The 16,862-nt window shown below is 65.4% G+C and carries 17 protein-coding genes; 7 read left to right on the forward strand and 10 right to left on the reverse strand.

Annotated elements, in window-relative coordinates; translation table 11 throughout:
* Positions 1-55 precede the first annotated feature (55 nt).
* The 3 genes from AB4Y44_RS22500 to AB4Y44_RS22510 all read left to right on the forward strand — a co-directional run bounded on the left by AB4Y44_RS22500 (position 56) and on the right by AB4Y44_RS22510 (position 4,205).
* Positions 56-1,897, forward strand: coding sequence for a PhoH family protein (locus AB4Y44_RS22500; protein WP_368700930.1), 1,842 nt, complete (start codon positions 56-58; stop codon positions 1,895-1,897).
* Positions 1,898-2,131: 234 nt separating this feature from the next.
* Complete coding sequence (locus tag AB4Y44_RS22505) at positions 2,132-3,262, forward strand: C40 family peptidase (protein ID WP_368700931.1); 1,131 nt, start codon at positions 2,132-2,134, stop codon at positions 3,260-3,262.
* A gap of 136 nt (positions 3,263-3,398) precedes the next feature.
* Entirely contained in the window at positions 3,399-4,205 is an 807-nt protein-coding gene (locus AB4Y44_RS22510; protein WP_368700932.1) for an SDR family oxidoreductase, read from the forward strand.
* A 63-nt stretch (positions 4,206-4,268) separates the two neighbouring features.
* On the opposite strand, the gene AB4Y44_RS22515 is transcribed toward AB4Y44_RS22510, so the two are convergent.
* The 10 genes from AB4Y44_RS22515 to AB4Y44_RS22560 form a co-directional block, all read right to left on the reverse strand.
* The gene (locus AB4Y44_RS22515) at positions 4,269-5,279 is read right to left on the reverse strand and encodes an inorganic phosphate transporter (RefSeq protein WP_254314094.1); all 1,011 of its coding nucleotides are present in this window, start codon (positions 5,277-5,279) and stop codon (positions 4,269-4,271) included.
* A 10-nt stretch (positions 5,280-5,289) separates the two neighbouring features.
* Entirely contained in the window at positions 5,290-5,916 is a 627-nt protein-coding gene (locus AB4Y44_RS22520) for a DUF47 domain-containing protein (protein WP_342920487.1), read from the reverse strand.
* Positions 5,917-6,099: 183 nt separating this feature from the next.
* Positions 6,100-7,482: a replicative DNA helicase gene (locus AB4Y44_RS22525; protein WP_069267537.1), complete on the reverse strand. Its 1,383-nt coding sequence runs from the start codon at positions 7,480-7,482 to the stop codon at positions 6,100-6,102.
* Between the two features lie 164 nt (positions 7,483-7,646).
* Entirely contained in the window at positions 7,647-8,099 is a 453-nt protein-coding gene (rplI, locus tag AB4Y44_RS22530) for a 50S ribosomal protein L9 (RefSeq protein ID WP_254314096.1), read from the reverse strand.
* A gap of 27 nt (positions 8,100-8,126) precedes the next feature.
* Entirely contained in the window at positions 8,127-8,402 is a 276-nt protein-coding gene (gene rpsR / locus AB4Y44_RS22535) for a 30S ribosomal protein S18 (protein WP_027797225.1), read from the reverse strand.
* A 2-nt stretch (positions 8,403-8,404) separates the two neighbouring features.
* Entirely contained in the window at positions 8,405-8,704 is a 300-nt protein-coding gene (gene priB / locus AB4Y44_RS22540; protein ID WP_028204898.1) for a primosomal replication protein N, read from the reverse strand.
* Between the two features lie 45 nt (positions 8,705-8,749).
* Positions 8,750-9,121 (reverse strand): 30S ribosomal protein S6, encoded by a 372-nt coding sequence (gene rpsF, locus AB4Y44_RS22545; RefSeq protein ID WP_368700933.1) that lies wholly within the window; start codon positions 9,119-9,121, stop codon positions 8,750-8,752.
* Between the two features lie 197 nt (positions 9,122-9,318).
* On the reverse strand, positions 9,319-10,245 hold the full coding sequence (locus AB4Y44_RS22550) for an anti-sigma factor (protein ID WP_368700934.1): 927 nt from the start codon (positions 10,243-10,245) through the stop codon (positions 9,319-9,321).
* Positions 10,242-11,030, reverse strand: a complete 789-nt coding sequence (locus AB4Y44_RS22555; RefSeq protein WP_368700935.1) for an RNA polymerase sigma factor — start codon at positions 11,028-11,030, stop codon at positions 10,242-10,244. The genes AB4Y44_RS22550 and AB4Y44_RS22555 overlap by 4 nt, the downstream gene beginning before the upstream one ends.
* A gap of 124 nt (positions 11,031-11,154) precedes the next feature.
* Entirely contained in the window at positions 11,155-12,063 is a 909-nt protein-coding gene (locus AB4Y44_RS22560) for a LysR family transcriptional regulator (protein WP_368700936.1), read from the reverse strand.
* Positions 12,064-12,235: 172 nt separating this feature from the next.
* Here AB4Y44_RS22560 and gcl point away from each other — a divergent pair, with 172 nt between their 5' ends.
* The 4 genes from gcl to lysM all read left to right on the forward strand — a co-directional run bounded on the left by gcl (position 12,236) and on the right by lysM (position 16,830).
* Positions 12,236-14,020, forward strand: a complete 1,785-nt coding sequence (gene gcl / locus AB4Y44_RS22565) for a glyoxylate carboligase (protein WP_368700937.1) — start codon at positions 12,236-12,238, stop codon at positions 14,018-14,020.
* A gap of 89 nt (positions 14,021-14,109) precedes the next feature.
* On the forward strand, positions 14,110-14,907 hold the full coding sequence (gene hyi / locus AB4Y44_RS22570) for a hydroxypyruvate isomerase (RefSeq protein WP_342920491.1): 798 nt from the start codon (positions 14,110-14,112) through the stop codon (positions 14,905-14,907).
* Positions 14,908-14,964: 57 nt separating this feature from the next.
* On the forward strand, positions 14,965-15,870 hold the full coding sequence (locus tag AB4Y44_RS22575; protein ID WP_368700938.1) for a 2-hydroxy-3-oxopropionate reductase: 906 nt from the start codon (positions 14,965-14,967) through the stop codon (positions 15,868-15,870).
* 450 nt (positions 15,871-16,320) lie between these two features.
* Positions 16,321-16,830 (forward strand): peptidoglycan-binding protein LysM, encoded by a 510-nt coding sequence (gene lysM, locus AB4Y44_RS22580; RefSeq protein WP_069267544.1) that lies wholly within the window; start codon positions 16,321-16,323, stop codon positions 16,828-16,830.
* The last annotated feature ends 32 nt before the right edge of the window (positions 16,831-16,862 follow it).

A 16,862-nucleotide genomic window follows, 5' to 3' on the forward strand; every position in this document is an offset into this window, starting at 1 on the left:
CGCGCCTTACTGGGTAACCCCGCGACCACTCGACCCGATTTTTTCGAGGGACACCATGCCTTTGCCTACTCCCCCCAGCAAGCTCGGCAACCTGCTGCCGCCCGAAGAATACAAGGCGCGTGCCCGCACGACGCGCAGCACACGCAAGGCCGCGAGCGAGAACGACGCGGCCGACGTTGCAGAATACGGCCCCGGCAGTGTCGCCGAGCCGATGACGCAGGCCGCCAACGCCGCGACCACCTTGCGCACGGTGCCGCTTTCGAGCGCCAGCGCCGAACTGGCCGCGCTCGAACCGGTCGCACCGGCGCCCGCGCGCAGCAAGCGCAACAACAGCAAGCAAGTCGCGGCCGCGCTGCTGCAGCCTCTCGAGGCACGCATCGAAGCTGACGACACGCCCGTGGCGCGCGGCGGCAAACCCGCCTCGGCCAAAGCCTCCGGCGGCGCTGCTGCGCCCGCTGCGCGCGCCGGCGCGAAAAAGCGCGTGCATCCCGAAGAGAGCACCGAAGTCCAGAAGCTCTTCGTGCTCGACACGAACGTGCTGATGCACGACCCGACCTGCCTGTTCCGTTTCGAGGAACACGACGTCTATCTGCCGATGATGACGTTGGAAGAGCTCGACAACCACAAGAAGGGCATGTCGGAAGTGGCGCGCAACGCGCGCCAGGTGAGCCGCACGCTCGACCAGCTGGTCGCCAATGCGGGCCCGATCTCGGAAGGCATTTCGCTCGGCCGCCTCGGCAGCCGGGAGGCGCTTGGACGCCTGTACTTCCAGACCACGCTCACGCATATCGATCCGGTCGACGGCCTGCCCCAGGGCAAGGCCGATAACCAGATCCTCGGCGTGGTGCGCGCGCTGCAGCGCGACCGGCCGGACCGCCTCGTCGTCCTGGTGTCGAAAGACATCAACATGCGCATCAAGGCCCATGCGCTCGGCCTGCCTGCGGAAGACTACTTCAACGACCAGGTTCTCGAAGACAAGGACCTGCTGTACTCGGGCGTGCGCGCCCTCCAGCAGGACTTCTGGTCGAAGCACGCCAAGGGCATGGAGTCCTGGCAGGACACCAAGACCGGCACGACGTATTACCGCGTGACGGGTCCCGAGTGCCTGTCGATGCTCGTGAACGAGTTCGTCTATCTCGAGCCGCAGAACGGCGAACCGGCATTCCACGCGATCGTGCGCGAGCTTAACGGCAAGACGGCGCTCCTGCAGACGCTGCGCGACTACGGCCACCACAAGAACAACGTGTGGGGCATCACGGCGCGCAACCGCGAGCAGAACTTCGCGCTGAACCTGCTGATGAACCCGGAGATCGACTTCGTCACGCTGCTCGGCCAGGCCGGCACGGGCAAGACGCTCGTCGCACTCGCGGCGGGCCTCGCGCAAGTGCTCGACGAGAAGCGCTACAACGAGATCATCGTCACGCGCGCGACCGTGCCGGTTGGCGAGGACATCGGTTTCCTGCCGGGCACCGAAGAAGAAAAGATGCAGCCGTGGATGGGCGCCTTCGACGACAACCTCGAAGTCCTCCAGAAGACCGACGACGCCGCCGGCGAATGGGGCCGCGCCGCGACCCAGGAGCTGATTCGCTCGCGCCTGAAGGTCAAGAGCATGAACTTCATGCGCGGTCGCACGTTCGTGGACAAGTATCTGATCATCGACGAGGCGCAGAACCTGACGCCGAAGCAGATGAAGACGCTCGTCACGCGCGCGGGTCCGGGCACGAAGATCGTGTGTCTCGGCAACATCGCGCAGATCGACACGCCGTATCTGACCGAAGGCAGTTCCGGCCTCACCTACGTGGTGGACCGCTTCAAGGGCTGGGCGCACAGCGGCCACGTGACGCTCGCACGCGGCGAACGCTCGCGGCTTGCCGATTACGCGTCCGATATCCTGTAATCCATTCGCTGGGCGCCGCCTTTCTGGGGCGCCCGTGCAGATGGCGAGGACCGTATCCGGGGAACCGGATACGGTCCTTTTTTATTGCCCGGGCGTTCCCGAGGCACAACAGTTGGCGCACGAACTTCAAGTAAGTTGTGAAGAATTCTTGCGAAAGCCCTGACAGGCGGGCTACCATCCGCCCATGACCCGTTTTCCCGATGGCGCGAGCGTCGCGCGCGCCACCTCCGCTTCATGCGTCGACTCTGGCTTCCGCTTCTGATTGCAGTCCTGCTTGCCGCGTGCTCCAGTGCGCCGCAAAGGGTATCGCGCAGCGGTTCGTCTGCCAGCGAAAACGCGTGGCGCACCAAGCCGCCGGGCTTTCCCAATTTCGTCGATCACAGCGTGGGCCGCGAGGAAATCTCGATCCAGGCGATGGGCCTCGTCGGCATTCCGTATCGCTGGGGCGGCAATACGCCCGATAGCGGCTTCGATTGCAGCGGTCTCGTCAAATACGTGCTCGCGCGCTCGGCCTCGGTGGACTTGCCCCGCACCACGGCCGACATGAGTATGCGCGGCGAAACGATCGAGCCCGACGAGATTGCCGCCGGCGACCTCGTCTTCTTCAATACGACGGGGCGGCCGCATTCGCACGTCGGGATCTACGTCGGCAACCTGCGCTTCGTCAACGCGCCTTCGACGGGCGGCACGGTGCGTCTCGACTATCTGACCAACCCCTACTGGGCCAGGCGCTTCGACGGCATCCGCCGCATGGCGCCGCCCAAGCGCACGCCGTTCGAGACGCCGACCTGGGAAGCGTCTGCGCCGCCTGAACGCGTGCCTGGTGCGAACGCCGCGCCACCGGCTGTCGCAATGGCCAGCGTCGCGCCCGCTGCGGCGGCGCAGCCCGCGCCGCGAGCCGTGGCCGCGAGCCAGAACCGTATCGTCGCCGCACCGCAGCCCGCCTATGCGGCAACGCCAGCCGCCGCGCCGACGGCATCCCCGGCCGCCCCCGCCCCGGCCGACGCATTCGAGCCGCCGCCCGCCTCGCTCGGCGCGGCGCAAACGCAGGCACGCGACGCGGGCGTGCTCGCACCCGCGGTTGCGCCCGGCAACAACAACACGCCTGCCTACGCTGCCAGCCCCGCCGCCAGCGCCCCGCGCGACGCCATCGACGCCGCCGCCGACGCCTTCGAGCCCCCGCCGCCCACCGCAAGCGCAGCGGCGCGCCAGGCCGGCCAAGTGGGCTCGACGCCGATCCAGGCGGCGTCGCCGGCCGCGGGTGGCGCGCAGATCATGCGCGCCTCGACAGCCGGCTCAGCCGTGCCCGCCCCGACCCAGTCCAGCGACGACCCCATCGCGCGCTTTGCCAACGGCGGCGACTGAAGCGGCGCCGCCGCGTCGCTGAGCGGCCTGTTGCCCCCGGCCGGACGGCCAAGCGTGCTTGCAGCGGTTTGCGGCGCCCCGCGCCTCTGCTATCGTTTTGGGACCGTTTTTCATACTTTCGCGCAGCGAGGCGACGATGGATCTTGGACTCAGCAAGAAGGTGGTACTCGTGACGGGCGGCAGCAAGGGCATTGGCCTTGCCTGCGCGCGCGCCTTTGCGCAGGAAGGTGCCCGCGTGGCGATCGTCTCGCGCGACCCCGCCAATCTCGCGCGCGCCCGCGAGCAACTGGCAAGCGTTGGCCTGCACGTACACCTCACGCGCGCGGACCTGCACGAAGCGCATAGCGCCGCCGACGTGGTCGAAGAAGTCTCCACCGCGGTCGGCCCCATCGATATCCTCGTCAACAGCGCGGGCGCCGCACGCCGCTACGACCCGGAAATGCTCGATGCGGACGCGTTCAGGGCCACGATGGAGGCGAAATATTTCCCCTACATCTACCCGCAGCAGGAGGTGCTGCGCCGCATGGTGCAGCGGATCAAGTCGGGCGAGAGCATGGAGCCCGGGGCCATCGTCAACATCATCGGCATGGGTGGCAAGTTCGCGAGCGACATCCATATCGCGGGCGGCGCGGCCAACGCGGCGCTGATGCTCGCGACCGTGGGCCTCGCGCACTACCACGCGCGCTACGGCATCCGCATCAATGCGATCAACCCCGGCGCGACGCTCACGGAACGGCTGCAGGAGGCCGTTCAGCTGGAGGCGCAACGCGCGGGCGTCGGTGCACAGGAGGCGTTGGCGAGCGGCGAATCGAAGGTGCCGCTCGGACGCTATGCGAAGCCGGAAGAGATTGCCGATGTCGCGCTCTTCCTCGCGAGCCGCCGCGCGAGCTACGTCACCGGCGCGCTCATTCCGATGGATGGGGCGAGTACGCCGCTGATCTGAAGCGCCCGCCAGCGCGCGGGCAAGGCCTCAAAAACACTGCGGCGCCCGAAGGCGCCGCAGGTTTTACATGAAGCGGTGACCGAGCCACCACGCGGCCGCGGCCAGCGTGGCCGAGGCCGGTATGGTCAGCACCCAGGCCCAGACGATGTTGCCCGCCACGCCCCAGCGCACCGCGCTGAGCTTCTGCGTCGCGCCAACGCCGACGATCGCGCCGGTAATCGTGTGCGTGGTCGAAACGGGAATGCCCAGCGACGAAGCCGTGAAGAGCGTGAGCGCCCCGCCCGCCTCCGCGCAGAAACCGCCCACCGGCTTGAGCTTGGTGATCTTCTGCCCCATCGTGCGTACGATGCGCCAGCCGCCAAACAGCGTGCCGAGCCCCATCGACAGATAGCAGCCGCCGATCACCCAGATGGGCGGCGCGTCCGAGCCGATCGCCGAGTAGCCCGTTGCGATCAGCAGCATCCAGATGATGCCGATGGTCTTCTGCGCGTCGTTGCCACCGTGGCCGAGGCTATAGAGGCTCGCGGAAAGCAGCTGCAGGCGCCGGAAACGCCGGTCGACCTTGCTGGGCGGCGTGCGGAAGTACAGCCACGACACCGTGAGCATGAAGAACGAACCCAGCACGAAACCGAGCAGCGGCGAGATGAAGATGAACGCCACGGTCTTCATGAGGCCGTCGAAGTTGAGCGAGGCCCAGCCGGACTTCGCGAGCGCCGCGCCCACGAGACCGCCGATCAGCGCGTGCGACGAACTCGACGGAATGCCGTAGTACCAGGTGAGCACGTTCCAGCCGATCGCGCCCATCAGCGCGCCGAACACCACGTAGTGGTCGACGATATCGGGGTCGATGGTGCCCTTGCCTACCGTCTGCGCCACCTTCAGGTGGAACACGAAGTAGGCGATCACGTTGAACATGGCGGCGAAGGCCACCGCCTGCTGCGGCTTCAGGACACCCGTGGACACGACCGTGGCGATGGAATTCGCCGCGTCGTGAAAACCGTTCATGAAGTCGAAGACGAGAGCGATGGCGACGAGAGTCGCGACCGCCCAGAGAGCGAGTTGTATCGATTGCATCGCAGGGCGCTCAGGCGTTCTCTAGCACGATGCCTTCGATGATGTTCGCGACATCCTCGCACTTGTCCGTGATCGCTTCGAGCAGTTCGTAGATGGCCTTCAGCTTGATCAGGTTCTTGACGTCGTCTTCCTCGCGGAAGAGCTTCGAAATGGCCGCGCGCAGCAAGCGGTCGGCGTCGGATTCGAGGCGGTCGATGTCCTCACAGGCCTTCAGAATCTCGCGCGCCTGCTTCATGTCGGAGAGGAGCCCCACCGCCAGCTGCACGCGCTCGGCCGTGGCTGTCACCACGTGCGCCAGCTGGCTCGCCTCGGCGGTCACAGCTTGCACGTCGTAGAGCGAAATGGCCGTGGCGACGTCTTCCATCAGGTCGAGGCAGTCGTCCATCGTCGTGATCAGCTTGTGGATCTCGTCGCGGTCGAGCGGTGTGATGAAGGTCTTGTGCAGGAGGTCGATCGCCTCGTGCGTGAGCTTGTCGGCGGCCTTTTCGGAGGCCTGCACATTCTGCTTGTGAACCTCGGCGTCAGCGAGGTTATCGATCAGGAGTTCGAGTTCGCGGCTCGCGGAAACGATGCATTTCGCATGCGCATTGAAAATCTCGAAGAACTTGCCCTCGGTGGGCATGAATCGACCGAACATTGGTATCCCGGAAATTGGTCTCGGATTGCCGTCACGAAGCGGTGACTTCGCGGCAAAATAAGCGACAGAGCTGACTGTCATGAAACGGCAATATTGTATCGTCAGGCGAGAGCTACCGTATGGATCGGCAGCCGCCAACGCGGCATTTGCGCCACTTTGGCGCAAGCCGCGCAACGCTTTGCGTTATTCGCCGTAGAAGGTCTGCGCCCCGGCAAAATTATCGAACTTCGTGTATTGACCGTGGAACGTGAGGCGAACCGGTCCGATCGGACCGTTACGCTGCTTGCCGATGATGATTTCGGCCGTGCCCTTGTCGGGGCTGTCGGGGTTGTAGACTTCGTCGCGATAGATGAACAGGATGACGTCCGCGTCCTGTTCGATTGCGCCCGATTCGCGCAGGTCCGACATCACCGGCCGCTTGTTCGGACGCTGCTCCAGACCGCGATTCAGCTGCGAGAGCGCGATCACCGGCACGTCGAGTTCCTTGGCGAGGCTCTTCAACGAACGCGAGATTTCGGAGATTTCGGTCGCGCGGTTCTCGCCCGTGCCCGAGCCGCTCATCAGCTGCAGGTAGTCGATGATGATGAGCCCGAGCTTGCCGCACTGGCGCGACAGACGCCGCGCGCGCGAGCGCAATTCCATCGGATTCAGGCCGCCGGTTTCGTCGATGAAGATCTGCGCCTCGCTCATTTTCTGCACGGCGTGCGTGAGCTTCGGCCAATCCTCGTCGGTCAGGCGGCCCGTACGCATGCGGTGCTGATCCAGACGGCCCACCGACCCGAGCATACGCATGATGAGCTGCGTGCCCGGCATTTCCATCGAGAACACCGCCACCGGCAGGCCGTACTCCACGGCCACGTACTCGCCGATGTTCATCGAGAACGCGGTCTTACCCATCGAGGGGCGCCCTGCCACGATGATCAGCTCGCCGCCGTGCATGCCCGACGTCATGCGGTCGAGGTCCATGAAGCCAGTAGGCGTGCCCGTCACGTCGCTCGGGTTGGCCGTGTGATAGAGCGTATCGATGCGCTCCACGACCTGCGTGAGCAGCGGCCCGATCTCGAGGAAGCCCTGGGTGCCGCGCGCGCCGTCTTCGGCGATCGAGAACACCTTCGACTCGGCCTCATCGAGCAGCTGGCGCACTTCCTTGCCCTGCGGGTTGAAGGCGTCGGCGGAAATTTCGTCGGCGACGGAAACGAGCCGGCGCAGCACCGCGCGGTCACGCACGATTTCCGCGTAGCGGCGAATGTTCGCGGCGCTCGGCGTGTTCTGCGCGAGTGCGTTCAGGTACGCGAGGCCGCCTACGTCATCCGCCTTGCCCGAGGTGCCGAGCGCCTCGTACACCGTCACCACGTCGGCCGGGCGCGTGGCGGCGATCAGCCGGCCAATGTGCTCGAAGATGATGCGGTGATCGTAGCGATAGAAGTCGCTTTGCGAGAGGAAGTCGGCGATCCGGTCCCATGCGCCGTTATCCAGCAGCAGGCCGCCGAGCACCGATTGCTCGGCTTCGATCGAGTGCGGCGGGACTTTCAGCGAGTCGAGTTGGGGATCTTTCGGAGCGTTCATGGAGGGCAATTATCGGACAAGGGGGTGCCTCGAACAAGCTTGAAAACTTGCAACGCGCGTAGCGTCCAGGCAGCGCACAACAAAAAAGGCAGAAGCCCTGCGGCTCCTGCCCTTCCTGAGTCCTGCGTCAAACCGCGCGGCCCGCGAGGACCGCACGTGGGTACTTAGGCGTGCTCGCCCAGCACCGACACCGTGACGTCGACGACGACGTCGGTGTGCAGCGCGACCTGCACCGGGTGGTCGCCCACCATCTTCAGCGGGCCTTCCGGCAGACGCACTTGCGCCTTTTCCACTGCGAAGCCTTGCTTCGTGAGCGCAACGGCGATGTCCGCGTTCGTGACCGAACCGAACAGGCGGCCGTCCACGCCGGCCTTCTGGCCGATCTGGACGGTCAGGCCGTTCAGCTTTTCGCCTTCGGCTTGCGCGGCGGCCAGCTTTTCAGCGGCGACCTTTTCGAGTTCTGCGCGGCGGACTTCGAATTCAGCGATTGCGTCCTTCGTAGCACGGCGTGCCTTCTTGTTCGGGATCAGGAAGTTACGTGCGTAACCGTCCTTCACCTTGACGATGTCGCCGAGGTTACCCAGGTTGACGACTTTTTCCAGAAGAATGATCTGCATTCTATTGCTCCTTATCGCGTCGTCTTATTAGGCCTTGTGCTGGTCGGTGTACGGCATCAGCGCGAGGAAACGCGCGCGCTTGATAGCCGTGTCCAGCTGACGCTGATAGTGTGCCTTCGTACCCGTCAGACGAGCCGGCGTGATCTTGCCGTTTTCGCCGATGAAGTCCTTCAGCGTGTCGAGGTCCTTGTAGTCGATTTGTTCGACGTTTGCAGCCGTGAAGCGGCAGAACTTCTTGCGCTTGAAGAGCGGGTTTTGTTGCTGACGACGCTTGTCGAATTTCTTACCAGTCGGGCGGGGCATGATTAGTCCTTTCCTGTGCCTTGCATTTCGGTGATGTGAAACACCAGGGTTCGCGCATTGCGGTGCTTTTTCGCCAGAAAACCGGTGAAGAGCGCTTCCACGCCCATCTCACAGCTTTCTACGAGACCGCAGGCCTTGCCGGCCGCGACCGCGGGCATCGTGAGTTCGACGAAGCGGGGAATGCCGGCTTCGACGACCTCCGTGCGATGCTGCAACGTGACGCTTGCGATCGGAACGCCGGCGGGGGTATACCGCACCGGTTCGCGTTCGACGACGCTAGCGGTAAGTTGCAGCCTGTTCACGCGGGGTTGGCTATGACTTTGCTCGAATCCTGATGGCTTACGTACTTAAGCCTGCGCTTCGGTCGGCTGGGCAGCCGCCTTCTTGGCTTCTTCGCGCTGCACTTCCTTCATCATCGGCGACGGGCCGGTTTCGGCCTTCTTCATCTTGACGATGAGGTGACGCAGAACAGCGTCGTTGAACTTGAACGCGTGTTCCAGTTCGTCGAGCGTGGCCTGGTCGCATTCGATGTTCATGCAGACGTAGTGAGCCTTCGCGAGTTTCTCGATCATGTAGGCCAGTTGACGACGGCCCCAGTCTTCGATGCGGTGGATCTGGCCACCGTGCGCGGTGATCGTGCTCTTGTAGCGCTCGATCATGGCGGGCACCTGCTCGCTCTGATCGGGATGCACGATGAAGACGATTTCGTAATGACGCATGTATCACTCCTTGTGGATTTAAGCCACCCGGGCGTCGGAACCGGTGCGGCAAGTGAGAAGCCGAAGATTGTAGCGCGGATGGGCTACGCACGCAAGATAGATCGTGCGTTCGGGCGATGATTCGGGCGTGTTTTCAATGACTTGCGCGGCGAGGAGCGCCATGAAGGCGCCCCTGTGCGGCCGTGTGAGGCGACAGCCTAGCTGCCGGCCGCCTCGCTCGCGCCGCCCGCGAGACGGGCGTCGAGCGCCGCGCGCAGGCCGTCGAGCGCGTCCGCACCGGCGTCCGACACCGCCCACAAGGTCATGCCCGCCGCCTGCCAGCGCAGGAGCGCGTAGCCTTCGCTCGAACTCTGCGGCGCGGCGCCCGAGACGGCCGGTCCGTTCACGCCCGGCGGGAACACATAGACATCGATCACGTGCTTGCCATGGTGATAGACGAGCACGGCAACGCGTTCGCGCCCCACATAATCGAGACGTCCACCCGCGAGCGCAAAGCCCTGCTGCGCCAGATCGAAGACAGGCGGCGCGTAGTCGATCCGGCCATTGAACCATGGCTTCACGGTATGACGATCCGTCGAGATCACGTCGATATCGCGGCCCGAAATCTGGGCCCGCACGTGGCTCGAAACGAGATCGTCGACGAAGGCCGTCTCAGCGGCCGGGCGGCGCAGATGCAGCGTGGCAATCACTGCCAGCGCGCAAAGGATCAACACCGCACAGCCGAACCACGCGAGCGTGGCCGCGTGCGGCCCCGCGTTGACGGACGCAGCGCCCCAGCCACGACCGCCCGCCTCGCCTCGCGCGCCGCCGCCGCTGCCCGGCCACCAGTTGCGTAGCCAGGCGCGCCAGCCGCCCGAAGCGCGCGCGGGGGTTGGCGAAGGCATTGCCTTCGCCGGCGGTACGTCCGTCGCCGGCAATGCCGCGACGATACGCGCAGCCAGCCCAGCCGGCGCACGGTGGTATGGCGCGCAGCGGATCAATCGAGAGATGGCCTGCGCATCGTCGGCGACACGGCGGCACTGCTCGCAGCCCGCGAGGTGTTCGCGTACTCGCCATTCGTCGGCGGCGGAGAGTTCGCGGTCGACGCTCGCGTCGACCAGCGGGCGCGCTTCGTTACAGTTCATCGGGCGCCTCCGTCGTTCGGGCCTTCGGTTTGAGAGCGAGGGCGCAACGGCGCTCCGCCGTCGGCGGCCGGCTCCTCGCGGAACCGACCGCCGTTCCCCCGGCCGGATGGTCTCCTGGCTTGACTGCTTCCCCCGACTCCTGCCCTGTCGTCTGCGCAGCCGTGGGCGCGGACAACCGAATCGTCTGCAGTCTCATCGACTGCATTACCTGCCGCCGACCTGTTGCGCTCGCCGCCGTGGTACGCCGCCAGCAGCGTCGCCAACCGCCTGCGCCCGCGTGCGAGCCTCGACATCACGGTGCCAAGCGGCAGATCGGCGATCGCGGCGATCTCGCGATAGCCCAGCTCCTCCAGCTCGCGCAGCACCAGTACTTCCCGATACTCCACCGGCAGGCGCCTGAGCGCATCCTGCACATAACGGGTGTCTTCGGCGCGGATCGCGAGCGTCTCGGGATCGATGCCGCCCGTTTCCCAGCCTTCGAGCGGCGCGTCGTCGCGCAACTCGTCGAACGGCGCCACTTCTTCCGCGCCCGCGCGCCGCCGCCATTCGTCGTACCAGACCCCCCGTACGATCGCGAGCAGCCAGGGGCGGGCTTCATCGCCGCGAAACGCGTCGAAAAAGCGGAACGCCCGCAGAAACGCCTCCTGGACGATATCTTCCGCGTCGCCTGGGTTGCGCGAGAGCCAGCGCGCGAGGTTGTAGGCCGCATCGAGATGCGGCAGCGCCAGCGCCTGAAAGCGGCGGCTGCGTGCGGCCTCGTCCTGCTCGTACGCGGTTTCTCCCACGTCGTCCCCTCGCGTCTTCGTTTGGCTTGCGCGACCTTGGCCGCATACAGGCACTACCGAAGCTCGGGCCAGTTTATTCCCGCTCCGTGCGCACGAAAACGAAAAATAAATGCGAAACGCGCGACTACGCGCCGGCCCAGTACCCCGGCCGCACGTAGACCTCCTTGAGATAGTCGATGAAGTAGCGCACGCGCGCCGGCACGTAGCGCTGCTGCGGATACACCGCGAGGATGTCGTAATCGGGCAGCGCGTATTCGTCGAGCACCGTTTCGAGTTCGCCGCGCGCGAGCTGGGCGTCGATCTCCCAGGTCGAACGCCAGCCGAGGCCGAGGCTCTCGGTCACCCAGCGGTGCAGCAGTTCGCCGTCGTTGCAGTCGAGCGTGCCGCCCACGCGCACGGTGACGAGCTTGCCGCCGCGGCTGAAGTACCAGCCGCGGTTCTGGCCGCCCTGCAGGTTGAACGCGAGGCAGTTGTGGTTCGGCAGGTCTTCGAGCGTTTTCGGCCGCCCATGCTTGCGGAAATATTCGGGCGTGCCGCACACAACGCGCCGGTTGGTGGCGAGCTTCACGGCGACGAAGTTCGGGTCCACCGCGCCGCCGATGCGGATCGACAGGTCGTAGCCCTCGCGCACGAGATCGACCACGCGGTCGGTGAGGTTGAACGACACCTGCAGTTCGGGCTTGTCGGCGAGGAACTCGGGCGCGAGCGGCGCGACGTGCTTGCGCCCGAACGCCGCCGGCGCCGAAACAATTAGATGGCCGCTCACCACCTGGCGCCCGGCGGACAGTTCGTTTTCGGCCTGGTCCCAGTCGGCGAGCAGGCCGCGGCAGCGCTCGAGAAAGGCTGCGCCCTCCTCGCTCACCACGAGCCGCCGCGTGGAACGGTAGATGAGCTTCACGCCGAGGCGCTTTTCCAGCGCGTCGATACGACGCCCGAGGATCACCGGCGAAACGCCTTCCTCGAGCGCCGCCGCCGCGAGGCTGCCCGCGTCCGCGACGCGCACGAAGGTCTCGATCTGCTTGAAGCGGTCCATTGCGTGTCTCCCCCGTCGGGTTGCGAGCCGGAAAGCCCCCTCCCGCCGGCATTCCATACTTTTTGTTTCGGAATAAACGACCTGGACTGATCTTATCAAACCTTTCCTGCGCCCCTAAAGTGGGCCTCAACGCATCGCCATTCCTCGCATACGAGACATTCAGGAGACAATCATGGCCAAAATGAGAGCCGTCGACGCCGCCGTTCTGGTGCTCGAAAAAGAAGGCATCGACACCGCTTTCGGCGTGCCGGGCGCAGCCATTAATCCGTTCTATTCGGCGATGAAAAAGGCCGGCGGCATCACGCACGTGCTGGCCCGCCACGTCGAAGGCGCCTCGCACATGGCCGAAGGCTATACGCGCGCCACGCCGGGCAACATCGGCGTGTGTATCGGCACCTCGGGCCCCGCGGGCACCGACATGATCACGGGCCTCTACTCGGCCCAGGCCGATTCGATTCCGATCCTCGCGATCACGGGCCAGGCGCCGCGCGCCCGCCTCTACAAGGAAGACTTCCAGGCCGTCGACATCGAGTCGATCGCCAAGCCCGTCACCAAGTGGGCGGTGACCGTTCGCGAGCCGGCGCTCGTGCCGCGCGTGTTCCAGCAGGCGTTCCATCTGATGCGCTCGGGCCGTCCGGGTCCGGTGCTGGTCGATCTGCCGATCGACGTGCAGCTCGCCGAAATCGAATTCGACATCGACACGTATGAGCCGCTGCCGGTCTACAAGCCGAAAGCGACGCGCAAGCAGATCGAAGCCGCGCTCGAACTGCTCAACGCGAGCGACAAGCCGCTGATCGTCTCGGGCGGCGGCGTGCTCAACGCGGCAGCCGAAGACCTGCTCGTGCAGTTCGCCGAAACCGTGGGCGTGCCCGTGATCCCGACGCTCATGTCGTGGGGCGCGATTGCCGACGACCATCCGCTCATGGCCGGCATGGTCGGCCTGCAGACCTCGCATCGCTACGGCAACGCCACGATGCTCGCCTCCGACTTCGTGCTCGGCATCGGCAACCGCTGGGCGAACCGCCATACGGGCAGCGTCGAGGTGTACACGAAGGGTCGCAAGTTCGTGCACGTCGATATCGAACCGACGCAGATCGGCCGCGTGTTCGGCCCGGATCTCGGCATTGTCTCGGACGCGAAGGCCGCACTCGAACTGTTCGTCGAAATCGCCAGGGAATGGAAGGCCGCGGGCAAGCTGAAGGATCGCAGCGCGTGGGTGGCCGACTGCCAGGAGCGCAAGCGCACGATGCTTCGCAAGACGCACTTCGAGAACACGCCGATCAAGCCGCAACGCGTGTACGAAGAGATGAACAAGGCGTTTGGCCGCGACACCTGCTACGTGAGCACCATCGGCCTTTCGCAGATCGCCGGCGCGCAGTTCCTGCACGTGTACAAGGCGCGCAACTGGATCAACTGCGGCCAGGCGGGCCCGCTCGGCTGGACGATTCCCGCGGCGCTCGGCGTGCGCGCAGCCGATCCGACGCGTCCCATCGTGGCGCTCTCGGGCGACTACGACTTCCAGTTCATGGTCGAAGAGCTGGCCGTGGGCGCGCAGTTCAAGCTGCCGTACGTGCACGTCGTCGTGAATAACTCGTATCTCGGCCTGATCCGCCAGGCGCAGCGCGCGTTCGACATGGACTTCTGCGTGCAGCTCGCGTTCGAGAACATCAACGCGCCTGAAGTGAACGGCTATGGCGTCGATCACGTGACGGTCGCCGAAGGCCTCGGCTGCAAGGCGCTGCGCGTGTTCAAGCCCGAAGAGATCGCCCCGGCGCTTAAAGAGGCCCAGGCGCTCGCCGCCGAGCACAGCGTGCCGGTCGTCGTCGAAGTGATTCTCGAGCGCGTGACCAACATCTCGATGGGCACCGAAATCGACGCCATCAACGAGTTCGAGGAACTGGCCGAAAAGCCCGAGCACGCGCCGACTGCCATCAGCGCGATGAATGCCCTCGACTGAGCGTATTCGAGCCCGCATCACGGGCAGCGCGCAAGGCATCGGCGCGCTGCCTGACTTCTTTTACTGACCGACCAGCGAGACCCAGCACCATGCCAAAATTCGCCGCGAACCTCACCATGCTGTTCAACGAAGTGCCCTTCCTCGATCGCTTCGCAGCGGCCGCACAAGCGGGCTTCGACGCCGTGGAGTTCCTGTTCCCGTATCCGTACAAGGCCGCCGAACTGGCCGAGCGCCTCGAGGTCAACGGGCTCAAGCTCGTCCTCCACAACCTGCCCGCCGGCAACTGGGAAGCGGGCGAGCGCGGCATTGCCTGCCTGCCCGAGCGCCGCGGCGAGTTCAAGGAAGGCGTGGGCCGCGCGATCGAATACGCGAAGGCGCTCAAGGTGCCGCAACTGAACTGTCTCGTCGGCATTCCGACGGCCGGCGTCGATCGCGACACGGCACGCGCCACCATCGTCGAGAACCTGCGCTACGCCGCGGGTGAGCTCAAACGCGAAGGCATCCGCCTGCTGGTCGAGCCGTGCAATGCGTACGACATCCCCGGTTTCGCGCTGAACCGCTCGGCCGAAGCGCTCGACGTGATCGAAAAGACCGGCTCGGACAACCTGTTCCTGCAGTACGACATCTATCACATGCAGCGCATGGAAGGCGAACTCGCCGCGACGATCAAGAAGCACTTCGCGAAGATCGCGCACATCCAGCTCGCCGACAATCCTGGCCGCAACGAACCCGGCACCGGCGAAATCAACTACCCGTTCCTGTTCGATCTGCTCGACTCGCTCGGCTACGAAGGCCACATCGGCTGCGAGTACAAGCCGCGCACGACGACCGTCGAAGGCCTCGGCTGGCTGCGCAGCGCGAAGCAGCGCACCGCCGAGCTCGCCTGAGCCCGCAATCGGACGCAACTACGCACATTCACGCATTCGCTTTAACGGAGACACAAGATGGCAAAGATTGGCTTTATCGGACTCGGCATCATGGGCGCGCACATGGCGCGCAACCTCATCAAGGGCGGCCACACGCTCGCCGTGAACGGCAAGTACCCGGTGCCCGACGACCTGCGCACGCAAACCGAAGTCGTCGCCGATTCGACGGCTGTCGCGAAGGTCTCGGACATCGTCATCTTGATGGTGCCGGACACGCCTGATGTCGCCAACGTCCTGTTCGCCGACGACGGCGTCGCCAAGGGTCTCTCGGCCGGCAAGCTCGTGATCGACATGAGCTCGATCTCGCCGCTCGAAACGCAGCAGTTCGCCAAACAGATCAACGCACTCGGCTGCGACTATCTCGACGCGCCGGTCTCGGGCGGCGAAGTCGGCGCACGCGAAGCCACGCTCACGATCATGGTGGGCGGCCCGCAGAAGTCGTTCGATCTTGCCAAGCCGCTGTTCGAACTGATGGGCAAGAACATTTCGCTCATCGGCGACAACGGCGCGGGCCAGACCTGCAAGGTGGCGAACCAGATCATCGTCGCGCTGAACATCGAGGCCGTGGCCGAAGCGCTGCTGTTCGCGGCACGTTCGGGTGCGGACCCCGAGCGCGTGCGCAAGGCCCTGATGGGCGGCTTCGCTTCGTCGCGCATTCTCGAAGTGCACGGCGAGCGCATGACCAGGCGCACCTTCAATCCGGGCTTCCGCATCGAGCTGCACCAGAAGGACCTGAACCTCGCGATCGACGGCGCGCGCAAGCTGGGCATCGCGCTGCCGCATACCGCGAGCGCGCAGCAGCTCTTCAGCGTGTGCGCCGCGAACGGCGGCAAGGCATGGGACCACTCGGCCATGATCCGTGCGCTCGAGATCATGGCGAACTTCGAGATCGCCGAGCCGCAAACGCAAGTGAAGGCGGCTTGAGTTTTTGCCGTAGCAGGTAGCAGGACGGCGGTTCGCGCGACGCAACGCGCGGACCGCCCGCAGAACCGGATCACGCATACCGGCTCGCGCGCAACGACTGAAGCGCACGAGCCTCCCGTGGGGCGCTTCGCGGCGGCGGCAACCGCCGCGAGGCAAATCGGTGCCGCTCTGGGCTGAGGGCGGCCAGTGGGGTCCGAAAGCGGCGCCCGGTGACGACGGGGAAGCCTTGGTCGGTCAGACGTCGTCATCGGGTGTCCGCGTGTCGGATGCCCGTTTTTCTTTACCCTCTCTTTTCTCTCCCCGATTTCACACTCTTTGACGCTGCCCCGATGGACGCCTTCGCGGCTGCGTTTCTAGAATTGTGCTTTCATCCGGCTGTCACGCAGACGGGTCAAGGTAGACCCGACGCGTGACCACCCAGTCATTTCCAGCACGTGAGGAGTGTGATCGATGGGCATTATCAATTTCATCAAGGAAGCAGGCGAAAAGCTGTTCGGCACGGCTGCAGCGCCGGCCGCCGCCGCGGAACCCGCCGCCGCACCGGCAGACCCCGCCGCGAATCTCGCCGAACTGAACCAGAAGGCCGGCGACGCGATCGCGGCCTATATCCGCTCGCAGGGCCTCGACGCCGACAACCTCGGCGTGACCTACGACGGCGTCTCGCACACGGTGACGGTCACCGGCAACGCCGCCGACCAGCCGACGAAGGAGAAGATCCTCGTCGCAGCCGGCAACGTGCAGAACGTCGACAAGGTCGACGACCAGATGACCGTGACGAACCCTGCACCCGAAGCGCAGCACCACACGGTCGTTGCCGGCGACAACCTCTGGAAGATCGCCGAGAAGTACTACGGCAGCGGCGCGAAGAACGATGCGATCTTCGAGGCGAACACGCCGATGCTCAAGAGCCCGGACAAGATCTATCCGGGTCAGGTGCTCGTGATTCCGCCTCTGCAGTAAGCGCGCCAGCACGCGGGCACGGCCAGAAACGC

Origin of the sequence: Paraburkholderia sp. BR10937 (genome assembly GCF_040965695.1) — a bacterium.
In the GTDB taxonomy this organism is placed as follows: domain Bacteria; phylum Pseudomonadota; class Gammaproteobacteria; order Burkholderiales; family Burkholderiaceae; genus Paraburkholderia.